The organism is Agrococcus citreus (genome assembly GCF_039527715.1).
Classification (GTDB): Bacteria; Actinomycetota; Actinomycetes; order Actinomycetales; family Microbacteriaceae; genus Agrococcus; species Agrococcus citreus.
The window spans coordinates 1-10,358 of the sequence record NZ_BAAAKK010000001.1; the positions used below are offsets into that span (position 1 = coordinate 1).

The 10,358-nt window shown below is 73.1% G+C and carries 10 protein-coding genes, 1 pseudogene and 1 riboswitch; of the genes and pseudogenes, 9 read left to right on the forward strand and 2 right to left on the reverse strand.

The genetic code is table 11. The features are described from left to right. The coding region (locus ABD106_RS00005; protein ID WP_343916084.1) for an AAA family ATPase at window positions 1-919 on the reverse strand (919 nt) is incomplete at its 3' end. Then, a complete protein-coding gene (locus tag ABD106_RS00010) occupies window positions 916-2,070 on the reverse strand; it encodes an exonuclease SbcCD subunit D (RefSeq protein WP_343916087.1) in 1,155 nt (384 codons plus the stop codon). The genes ABD106_RS00005 and ABD106_RS00010, both read right to left, overlap by 4 nt. A 100-nt stretch (window positions 2,071-2,170) precedes the next feature. Between ABD106_RS00010 and ABD106_RS00015 the strand changes: the two genes are divergently transcribed. The 9 genes and pseudogenes from ABD106_RS00015 to ABD106_RS00055 form a co-directional block, all read left to right on the forward strand. After that, window positions 2,171-5,011, forward strand: a complete 2,841-nt coding sequence (locus ABD106_RS00015; RefSeq protein WP_343916089.1) for a Na+/H+ antiporter subunit A — start codon at window positions 2,171-2,173, stop codon at window positions 5,009-5,011. Further along, entirely contained in the window at window positions 5,008-5,475 is a 468-nt protein-coding gene (locus tag ABD106_RS00020; protein ID WP_343916091.1) for a Na(+)/H(+) antiporter subunit C, read from the forward strand. Before ABD106_RS00015 ends, ABD106_RS00020 begins: the two co-directional genes overlap by 4 nt. After that, window positions 5,475-6,983 carry a Na+/H+ antiporter subunit D gene (locus ABD106_RS00025; protein WP_343916093.1) on the forward strand — a complete coding sequence of 503 codons (1,509 nt, stop codon included), beginning with the start codon at window positions 5,475-5,477 and terminating at the stop codon, window positions 6,981-6,983. Before ABD106_RS00020 ends, ABD106_RS00025 begins: the two co-directional genes overlap by 1 nt. Continuing rightward, window positions 6,980-7,510: a Na+/H+ antiporter subunit E gene (locus ABD106_RS00030; protein WP_343916095.1), complete on the forward strand. Its 531-nt coding sequence runs from the start codon at window positions 6,980-6,982 to the stop codon at window positions 7,508-7,510. Before ABD106_RS00025 ends, ABD106_RS00030 begins: the two co-directional genes overlap by 4 nt. Further along, window positions 7,510-7,878 (forward strand): MrpF/PhaF family protein, encoded by a 369-nt coding sequence (locus tag ABD106_RS00035; protein WP_343916097.1) that lies wholly within the window; start codon window positions 7,510-7,512, stop codon window positions 7,876-7,878. The genes ABD106_RS00030 and ABD106_RS00035 overlap by 1 nt, the downstream gene beginning before the upstream one ends. Next, a complete protein-coding gene (mnhG, locus tag ABD106_RS00040) occupies window positions 7,875-8,237 on the forward strand; it encodes a monovalent cation/H(+) antiporter subunit G (RefSeq protein WP_343916099.1) in 363 nt (120 codons plus the stop codon). Before ABD106_RS00035 ends, mnhG begins: the two co-directional genes overlap by 4 nt. Window positions 8,238-8,267: 30 nt before the next feature. Beyond that, window positions 8,268-8,354, forward strand: a riboswitch (glycine riboswitch). Between the two features lie 63 nt (window positions 8,355-8,417). Then, a complete protein-coding gene (gcvT, locus tag ABD106_RS00045; RefSeq protein WP_343916101.1) occupies window positions 8,418-9,551 on the forward strand; it encodes a glycine cleavage system aminomethyltransferase GcvT in 1,134 nt (377 codons plus the stop codon). Further along, a complete protein-coding gene (gene gcvH, locus ABD106_RS00050; RefSeq protein WP_343916103.1) occupies window positions 9,548-9,907 on the forward strand; it encodes a glycine cleavage system protein GcvH in 360 nt (119 codons plus the stop codon). The genes gcvT and gcvH overlap by 4 nt, the downstream gene beginning before the upstream one ends. Continuing rightward, window positions 9,907-10,358 (forward strand): annotated as a pseudogene (locus ABD106_RS00055) (glycine dehydrogenase (aminomethyl-transferring)); the annotation flags it as partial. The gene gcvH and the pseudogene ABD106_RS00055, both read left to right, overlap by 1 nt.

The following is a 10,358-nucleotide window of genomic DNA, read 5'->3' on the forward strand; positions in this document are numbered from 1 at the left end:
CGAGCGCGTCGAGCGCCTCGTGCGCCGCATCGCGCCGGCGCAGCAGCGCGAGCCGCTCGCGCGCGGCATCGCGATCGACGCGCGCCTGCCGCTCGGCCTCCGCCGCCGCGGCGGCGATCGCCGCCGCACGCTCGCTCGCCGCCTCCAGGGCGGCTTCGAGCGCGTCGAGCTCGGCGGCGGTGATCGGCTCCGCCGCATCCGCCTCGTCGTCGGGCGACCCGACCGCCTCGTCGTCGGCGCTCGCTCCATCGAGCTCCGCGACGGCCTCCCGCACCCGACGGGCACGCTCCTCGAGCAGCGCCTCGAGCCCCTCGCGCTCGGCCGCGAGCGCCTTCCGGTCGGCGTCGAGCAGGTCGCGCAGGCCGCCGAGGTCGCCCGTCCCGAACAGCCGCAGGAGCAGCGCCTTCCGCTCGTCGCTCGTCGCGCGCAGGAACTCGGCGAAGCCGCCCTGCGCGAGCAGGATGACCTGCAGGAACTCCTGCTTCGAGAGGCCCACGAGGCGGCCGACCTCGTGGCCGACCTCCTTGGTCGTCGTCGCGATCGGCGCCCAGCCGTCGTCGGTGCGCTCGAGCAGGCTCGCGCGCGCCGGTTCTCGCGTCGTGCCGGTGCCGCGCGCCTTGGGCCGCTCGTACTCGGGCGAGCGCTCGACGCGCAGCACTCGGTCGCCGAGCTGCACGTCGAGCTCGACGCGCGTCACGGTCGATGGTCCCGCGAGGTCGCTGCGCAGGTGCGCCCGCTCGCCGTAGCGGGGCGCCGAGCCGTAGAGCGCGAACGTGATCGCGTCGAGGACGGTCGACTTGCCCGCGCCCGTCGGGCCGGCGATGAGGTAGACGCCGTCGCCCTCGAACGCGGTGAAGTCGACCTCGAAGCGGTCGCGGAAGGGCCCGAACGCCTGCAGGGCGAGCCGCAGGATCCTCATCGGGCCGCCGCTGCTGCCGAGACGCGCGCGAGGCCCTCGGCGACCAGCGCGCGCTCCGCCTCGCTCGCCCCTTCGCCGCGCACGTGCGCGAGGAAGTCGTCGACGACCTCCGCGTCGCTGCGTCGCTGCAGCCGCTCGCGCACGCTCGCGACGTCGGGCCGATCGAGCGACCCGGCCCACTCCACCTGGGCGCAGTGCGGCCAGCGGTGCTGCAGTCGGCGCATCGCGTCGAGCGGCATCGCCGCGTCGGTGAGCACCGCGCGCACCCAGTGCTCCTCCGTGCCGTCGAACCGCTCGTCGGCGAGCAGCGCGTCGAGCTCGCCCCGCACCTGCGTGAGCGCTCGCGGCACGGGGAAGCCGCACCACGCGACGTCCGCGAGACCGTCGGCGCCCAGGTCGACGATCCAGCCGCCCCGCTCGGGCGAGCGCTCGCGGAACGAGTAGTGGAGCGGCGCGCCCGAGTAGCGCACCGCTCGACGCAGCTCCTGGCGCGAGTGGATGTGCCCGAGCGCGGCGTAGTCGACGCCGTCGAACGCCGAGAGCGGGACGACGTCGAGGCCGCCGGCCCGGATCTCGCGCGGCGCGTCGTCGTCGTCGGCCGCCACGCCCGCCGCGAAGCAGTGCGCGAGCACGACCGAGCGCGCCGGGCGCTCGCCGAGGTCCGCGCGCACAGCATCCATCGCCCACCGCATCGCGTCGGCCTGCGCGCCGATCCCGGCCTCGGGCATCGCGGCGCGCAGCACGACGGGCTCGAGGTAGGGGATGGCGAAGACCGCGACGGGTCCGTGCTCGTCCTCGAGGTCGATGCGCCACGACGCGGGATCGGTCGCGGCGGTGCTGAGGTGCAGGCCGCCCGCGCGGGCGAAGCCCGCGTTCGCGCCCAGGCGCGCGGGGGAGTCGTGGTTGCCGCTCGAGAGGACGACGTGGGCACCCGCGTCGCGGATCTGCTGCAGCGCTCGCGTGAGCGCCTCGACGTGGCGCCCGGCGGGCATCGCCGAGTCGAAGACGTCGCCCGCGACGAGCACGACGTCGATGCGCTCTCGGCGAACGATCCCGGGCAGCTCGGCGAGCACCGCCGAGAGCGCGTCGACGGTGTCAGCACCGTGGAACGTGCGCCCGACGTGCCAATCGGAGGTGTGCAGGAGCCGCATGCCACCACGGTAGGGCCGCCCGCCGACGTCATCCGCGCATCCCGCGCGCCGGTACGCTGGAACCAGCCCCTGCCCGCGCGCTCGAGAGGGACTGCACCACGTGCTGCTCACTGTGACGATCATCGCCGTACTCGGCGTCGTCGCGAGCGCCCTCAGCAGCCGGATGGGCCGGTTCGTGTTCCTGCTCCCGGCCGCAGCCAGCCTCGGCGCTGCCGTGTGGTTCGGCATGCAGGGGCCGGCGGTCGCCGCCGGCGCGGTGCTGCAGGAGCGGGTCGAGTGGATGCCCGCGCTCGGCATCGCGATCGACCTGCGGCTGGGCTCGCTCCAGTGGCTGCTCGCGATGGTCGTGCTCGTCGTCGGCGGCCTCATCTTCGTCTACTGCGCGTGGTACTTCGACTCGAACAAGCTCGCGCCCCGCACCGTCGGCCTCCTCACGGGCTTCGCCGCGTCGATGCTGCTGCTCGTGCTCTCGGACGACCTCATCGTGCTCACGGTCGGGTGGGAGCTCACGACCGTCTTCTCGTACCTGCTCGTCGGCCTCAACCACCGCTCGGCGAGCAACCGCCGCGCTGCGCAGACGGCGCTCATCGTCACGACCGTCGGCGGCCTCTCGATGCTCGTCGGCATCATGCTGCTCGAGTCGCAGACGGGCACGTTCTCGCTCGCGGCGACGCTCGCCGACCCGCCGCGGACGACGGTCGCCGCGTGGGCGGCCGCGCTCATGGTCGTCGGCGCGCTCTCGAAGTCGGCGATCGTGCCGTTCCAGTACTGGCTGCCGGGCGCGATGGCGGCGCCGACGCCCGTCTCGGCCTTCCTGCACGCCGCCGCGATGGTGAAGGCCGGCATCTTCCTCATCGCCGCGCTCACCCCGGCGTTCGTCGAGCTGCCGTGGTGGCGCTGGGGGCTCGTGAGCCTCGGCATCGTCACGATGCTGCTCGGCGCCGTGCGGGCCATGCGCCAGCTCGACATCAAGGTGCTGCTCGCGCACGGCACCGTCAGCCAGCTGGGCCTGCTCGTCACGGTGCTCGGCCTCGGCACGCACTCGTCGATGCAGGCCGGGCTCACGCTGCTCGCGGCGCACGCGGTCTTCAAGGCGGCGCTCTTCATGGTGGTGGGCGCCGTCGACCGCGCGACGGGCACGCGCGACCTGCGCGAGCTCGGCGGGCTCGCGAAGCGGATGCCGCTCGCCGCCGGCGCTGCGATCATCGCGGCGGCGTCGATGTCGGGCATCCCGCCCGCGATCGGCTACCTCGGCAAGGAGGCGGCGCTCGACGCCGCGATCGCCGACGGCGAGCTCGCGGCCCTCGGCTGGGTCGCGTTCCTCGGCATCGCGCTGGGCGCCGCGCTCACGGTCGCCTACTCGCTGCGGCTCGTGGTCGGCACCTTCTTCGGTCGCATCCGCACCGAGCCGAAGCGGCGCTCGCCGTGGCTCGTCGCCGCGCCCGTCGCGCTCGCGCTCGGCAGCATCGCGCTCGGCTTCGCCGGCGACGCGATCACCGAGCTGCTGCACCCGCACGTCGAGCTCGTCCCGGCCGGCGAGGACGCCCCGCACCTCGCGCTCTGGCACGGGTTCACGCCCGCGCTCATCGCCTCGGTGCTCTCGTGGCTCGTGGGTGCGGGCATCTTCCTCGCGATCGGGGCCCGGCGCCGCCAGCCGCACGGCACCGACCCGCTCGAGCGCAGCTACCACGCCACCATGCGCGGCCTCGACCGCCTCGCGGTCGAGGTGACCGGTCGCATCCAGACGGGTTCGCTGCCCCTGCACCTCGCGACCATCCTGCTCGTCGTGGTCGCGCTCCCCGGCGGCGTGCTCCTGCTCACGGGCCTCGTCACGACCGACCTGCGGCTCGCCGATTCCGGCGGCCAGGTCGCCGCCGCCGTGATCGTGAGCATCGCGGCCGTCTGGGCGACCACGACGCGAGGCCGGCTCAAGGCGTTCATGCTGCTCGGCGTCGTCGGCTACGGCGTCGCGCTGCTGTTCCTGCTGCACGGCGCCCCCGACCTCGCGCTCACGCAAGCGCTCACCGAGACGGTCTTCCTCGTCATCCTCGTGCTCGTGCTGCGGCGGCTGCCGAAGTACTTCACCAACCGGCCCCTGCGCGCGGCTCGCTACCTGCGCGCGCTGCTCGGCATCGCGGTCGGCACCTTCGCCGCGGTCGCCGCGCTCGCCGCGCTCCAGGCGCGCACCGCCGTGCCCGTGTCGGAGGGCTTCTACCGCTGGGCCTACGAGTTCGGCAACGGCGAGAACATCGTCAACGTCACCCTCGTCGACATCCGCGCGTGGGACACGCTCGGTGAGGTCTCGGTCGTGCTCGCGGCCGCCACCGGCGTCGCGAGCCTCATCTTCGTGCGCCGGCCCGTGGCGGGCAAGGGCGTGCTGCGCCCCACCGACGCGGGCAGCGGCCGGCGCTCGTGGCTGCGCGGCTCGTTCGCCGACGACCAGATGGCGTCGCCGGTGCTCGAGATCGTCACCCGGCTGCTGTTCCCGATCATGATGCTCGTGTCGGTCTACCTGCTCGCCGTCGGCCACAACGCGCCGGGCGGCGGATTCGCAGGCGGGCTCGTCGCGGGCGTGGCGCTCGCGGTGCGCTACCTCGCGGGCGGCCGGGACGAGCTCATCGAGGCCGTGCCCTTCGACGCGGGCAAGCTGCTCGGCGCCGGCATGGCGGTCGCGGTCCTGAGCGTCGTCTGGCCCGTCTTCTTCGGCGGCCGGATCGGCGAGTCGTACGCGGTCGAGGCGGTGCTGCCGCTGCTGGGCGAGCAGAAGCTCGTGACGACCCTCTTCTTCGACGTGGGCGTCTGGCTCATCATCATCGGCGCGATGCTCGACTTCGTCCGCTCGCTCGGCGCGGGCATCGACCTGCACGGCGAGCAGAACCTCGCGCCGCGGCCGCAGTGGCGATCCGACCGCTCGCTGCCGGGAGAGGGGATCCGCTCGTGACCCCCACGCTCATCCTCGCGGTCGCCGGCGGCGTGCTCATCGCCGCGGGCGTCTACCTGCTGCTCGAGCGCAGCCTCATGCGCATCCTCGCCGGGGTCATGCTCGCCGGCAACGGGGTCAACCTGCTCTTCCTCGTCTCCGCCGGTCCCGCGGGGCTCGCGCCCATCGTGGGCGAGCCTGAGGGCGACATCGCCGACCCGCTGCCGCAGGCGATGGTGCTCACCGCGATCGTGATCTCGCTCGCCACGAGCGCGTTCCTGCTCGCGATGTCGTACCGCTCGTTCCAGCTCGAGGGCCACGACGAGGTGGCGGACGACGTCGAGGACGCCATCGTGCGCCGCCGCGCGCAAGCCGACCTCTCGAGCGAGGCCTACAGCGACCTGGCGCCCGAGGCGCAGCCCGACACCGAGTCGGGCGGCCGCTCGGACGACCGGCCCGACGCTCGAGAGGGCAGATCCCGCTGATGGACCTCGCCAACCTCGTACCCGTGCCCGTGCTCCTGCCGCTCATCGCGGCCGGCGTCACGCTCATCCTCGCGCGCCACCCCGCGTGGCAGAAGATCGTCTCCGGCACGACCCTCGCGATCGTCGCGGTGCTCGCGCTCATCCTCTGCATCGGGGCGGATGCGCAGGGACCGATCGTGCTATGGGTCGGCGCGTGGCCCGACGGGCTCGGCATCGTGCTCGTCGCCGACCGGCTCTCCTCGCTCATGGTGCTCGTGTCGAGCATCGTGACGGCGCTCGTCGTCATCTTCCCCTCGCGGCGCGACATCGCCGACAGCGCCGACGGCGCGCCCGTGTCGGTCTTCCACCCGACGTTCCTCGTGCTGACCGCGGGCGTCGCGAACGCGTTCCTCGCCGGCGACCTGTTCAACATGTTCGTCTCGTTCGAGATGCTGCTGTTCTCGTCGTACGTGCTCATCATGCTCGGCGCGACCAAGGAGCGCGTGCGCGCGGGCTCCACCTACGTGGTCGTGAGCGTCGTGTCGTCGACGCTCTTCCTGCTCGCGCTCTCGATCGTCTACGGGGCGACCGGCACCGTGAGCTTCGCCCAGCTGCCGGAGCGGCTCGCGGCCCTCGATCCGAACCTGCAGCTGCTCATCCAGCTGCTGCTGCTCGTGGTGTTCGGCATCAAGGCGGCCGTCTTCCCGCTCCAGGCGTGGCTCCCCGACTCCTACCCGACCGCTCCCGCGAGCGTCACGGCGGTGTTCGCGGGACTGCTCACCAAGGTCGGCGTGTTCGCGATCATCCGCGTGCAGACGCTGCTGTTCCCGGAGAGCCCGCTCACCGACCTGCTGCTCGTCGTCGCGATCCTCACGATGGTGCTCGGCATCCTCGGCGCGCTCGCGCAGGGCGAGATCAAGCGACTGCTCTCGTTCACGCTCGTGAGCCACATCGGCTACATGCTGCTGGGCATCGCGCTCGGCACCGAGGCGGGCCTGAGCGGCGCGATCTTCTACATCGTCCACCACATCCTCGTGCAGACGGCGCTCTTCATCGTCGTGGGGCTCATCGAGCGCGTCGGCGGCTCCACGAGCCTCGCCCGGCTCGGCGGCCTCGCCGCGATACCGCTGCTCGCCGTGCTCTACCTGCTGCCGGCGCTCAACCTCGGCGGCATCCCACCGTTCTCCGGATTCCTCGGCAAGGTCGCGCTCATCGACGCGGCCCTCGAGACGCCCACGATGCTCGCCGTCGCCGCGGTCGTCGCCGGCGTGCTCACGAGCCTGCTCACGCTCATCGCGGTCATCCGCGTGTGGCAGCGGGCGTTCTGGCAGGACCGCGGCGAGGACGACGACCGCGTGCACTCGGTGCGCGTCCTGCCCCGCATCTGGATCTTCGCGGCGTCGGCGCTCGTCGGCATCACGGTCGCTCTCACCGCGCTCGCGGGTCCCCTCACGTCGTTCGCCGATCGCGCGGCCTTCGACATCCACCGGGGCGCCTACCAGCAGGCCGTCGAGGAGGCGATGCCGTGAACCGCCCCAAGTTCCGCTACCGCGTCTCGATCTTCGCGACCATCGGCCTCACGATCATCTGGATGATGCTGTGGGGCGAGCTCACGCTCGGCGCCGCCGTCTGGGGACTCGCGATCGCGCTGTTCATCCAGGTGATCTTCCCGCTGCCCGACGTGCCGGAGCTCGAGTCGTTCCGGCCGCTCGGCTTCCTGCGGCTCGTCGTCGTGACGCTCGTCGGTCTCGCGATCTCGAGCTTCCAGGTGGCGGCGAAGGTGCTCGCGTTCTGGCGGCCCACGCGCAACGCCATCATCCGGGTGCCGCTGCGCAGCGACTCGGAGTTCATCACCGCCATCACCGCGGAGCTCGTGACCCTCGTGCCCGGATCGGTCGCCGTCGACGCCGGCGAGGGGTGGCTGCTCGTGCACGTCTTCGACGCCGCCGGCGAAGCGGGGATCGATCACGCCCGTGCCCGCGTGCGCACGACCGAGGCGACCGTGCTGCGCGCCTTCGGCACCCCCGCCGACCGCGCGCTGCTGAAGGAGGGCTGATGGAGGTCGTGCTCATCATCGCCGGCGTCATGCTCGCGATCGCCGCCGCGCTCACGCTGCTGCGCATCATCCGCGGGCCGGGACCGGCCGATCGCGTGGTCGCGACCGACGTGCTCATCGCCGTCGTCGGCGGCTCGCTCGCCGTCGAGGCCGCGATGAACCACCACCCGTACACGATCCCGGTGATCCTCGTGCTGTCGCTGCTGGCCTTCGCCGGCACGGTCTCGATCGCGCGCTTCATCGCCGGCCGCGAGGGCGTCGTCGGCAGCGGACCCGACGACGTCGACGGGCTCGAGGGCGACGCGCCCGGCCAGCCCGACGCGGGTCCCGACCAGCAGCGCACCGCCGACGAGGAGGAGCGCCCGTGACGCTCGAAGGAGTGCTCGACCTCGTCGGCGCCGTGCTCATCCTGGTCGGCGCGTCGCTCGCGCTCACCGCGGCGATCGGCCTCGTGCGACTGCCCGACGTGCTCAACCGCATGCACGCGGCGTCGAAGCCGCAGACGCTCGGCTTCCTCGCGCTGTGCCTCGGTCTCGCGCTCGTGCTGCGCGACGGCAGCGCGACCTCGCTGCTCGCCCTCGCGGCAGGGCTCCAGCTCGTCACCGCGCCGGTCGCGACGCAGATGATGGCGAAGGCCGCCTACCGCACGGGCCAGTACCGCGCCGATCTCGTCGCCGACGACGGCGATCGCCCGCCGCCCGACGACGAGGATGCGCGGAACCGATAGGATCGGAGCCACACGCACAGCCGGCCGCTGCACGCCCGCGCGGGAGAGCCCCTCACGGGGCACCGAAGGAGCAAGCCTCCCCGCCAAACTCTCAGGTCCTCGAACCGCGCGGGAAGGCCACACTGGAGCAGACCATCGACGGTCGGCGACAGTGGGGGAGTCCAGACCACAGGAGGACTCATGACGGCAACGGAATCACCCGCGATGCGCACGCCGCTGCTCGCGATCCACGAGGCTGCCGGCGCGCAGCTCATCGACTTCGCGGGCTGGCAGATGCCCGTGCGCTACGGCTCCGACCTCGCCGAGCACCAGGCCGTGCGCGAGCGCGCGGGCCTGTTCGACCTCAGCCACATGGCCGAGCTGCGCGTGCGGGGGCCGGAGGCCGGGGCGTTCCTCGACCACGCGCTCGCGGGCCGGCTCTCGGGCATCGAGCTGTGGCAGGCGAAGTACTCGCTGCTGCTCGCCGAGCAGGGCGGCATCATCGACGACGTCATCGTCTACCGCACGGCCGGTTCGACGGATGCCGATGCCGAGTTCCTCGTCGTCGCCAACGCATCCAACCGCCGCGCCGCGCTCGACGCGCTCGAGGCGCGCATCGCGGGCTTCGACGCGACGATCGTCGACGAGACGGATGACACCGCCCTCATCGCCGTCCAGGGGCCCGCCGCAGCCGCGATCGTCGCGGCGATCGGGCTGGAGTCGGAGCCGCTCGACGGCCTGCGCTACTACCGCAGCCGGCCGGCCGTGTTCGAGGGCGAGGACGTGCTCGTCGCGCGCACCGGCTACACGGGCGAGGACGGCTTCGAGCTCTACATCGCCGCGCATGCCGCGGAGGACCTGTGGCGCGCGCTCGTGCTCGCGGGCGAGGCCCACGGCCTCGCGCTCTGCGGCCTCGCGGCGCGCGACACGCTCCGGCTCGAGGCGGGCATGCCGCTCTACGGCAACGAGCTCTCGGTCGACACGCTGCCCGCCCAGGTCGGGCTCGGCCGCGTCGTCGCGCTCAAGACGAAGGGCGACTTCGTCGGCCGAAGCGCGATCGAGGCAGGTCCCGCCCCCGATGCGCCCGTGCTCATCGCCCTCGTCGCCGAGGGCCGCCGCGCGCCGCGCTCCGGCTACCCCGTGCTCGACGGCGACCGCGTCGTGGGCGCCGTCTCGAGCGGCGCGCTGTCGCCGACCCTCGGCCATCCGATCGCGATGGCCCTCGTCGAGCCCGGCTCGGCGACCTCCGACTCCCTGACCGTCGACGTGCGAGGCACCAGGCTGCCCGCGCGCGTCACCCAGCTGCCGTTCTACACCCGAGAGGCCCGAGCATGAGCGAGATCAAGTACACCGCAGACCACGAGTGGATCCGCACCGACGGCGACGTCGCGACGATCGGCATCACCGACTTCGCGCAGAACGCGCTCGGCGACGTCGTGTACGTCGACCTGCCCGGCGTGGGCCGCACCTTCGCGAGCGGCGAGGCGATCGGCGAGATCGAGTCGACGAAGTCGGTCGGCGAGCTCATCGCGCCCGCCGCCGGCGAGGTCGTCGAGGTCAACGACGAGGTCGCGGGCGACCCGACGCTCGTGAACTCCGGCGCCGAGAGCGACGGCTGGCTCGTCAAGGTGCGCTTCAGCGAGTCGCCCGAGCTGCTCGACGAGGCCGCCTACCGAGAGCTCACCGCCTGATGCGCCCGTTCGTCGACCGCCACATCGGCACCGATGCGGCGGCGCAGGAGCGCATGCTCGAGGCCGTCGGCTTCGACTCGCTCGCCGCGCTCATGGACGCCGCCGTGCCGGCCGGCATCCGCTCCACCGGCACCGGCATCGGCGAGGCCGCGTCCGAGACGGCCGCGCTCGCCGAGCTGCGCGCGATCGCGAGCCGCAACCGCGTGCGCCGCAGCGCCATCGGCCTCGGCTACCACGGCACGGTCACGCCCGCGCCGATCAAGCGGCTCATCCTCGAGAACCCGTCGTGGTACACCGCCTACACGCCGTACCAGCCCGAGATCAGCCAGGGCAGGCTCGAGGCGCTCATCAACTTCCAGACGATGGTCGCCGACCTCGCGGGCCTCGACGTCGCGAACGCGTCGATGCTCGACGAGGGCACCGCCGTCGTCGAGGCGATGCTGCTCGCCCG

Coding starts and splice junctions, on each gene's coding strand:
- ABD106_RS00035 (WP_343916097.1), top strand. CDS start 7,510: ATGGAGGTCGTGCTCATCATCGCCGGCGTCATGCTCGCGATCGCCGCC.
- ABD106_RS00010 (WP_343916087.1), bottom strand. CDS start 2,070: ATGCGGCTCCTGCACACCTCCGATTGGCACGTCGGGCGCACGTTCCAC.
- gcvT (WP_343916101.1), top strand. CDS start 8,418: ATGACGGCAACGGAATCACCCGCGATGCGCACGCCGCTGCTCGCGATC.
- gcvH (WP_343916103.1), top strand. CDS start 9,548: ATGAGCGAGATCAAGTACACCGCAGACCACGAGTGGATCCGCACCGAC.
- ABD106_RS00025 (WP_343916093.1), top strand. CDS start 5,475: ATGGACCTCGCCAACCTCGTACCCGTGCCCGTGCTCCTGCCGCTCATC.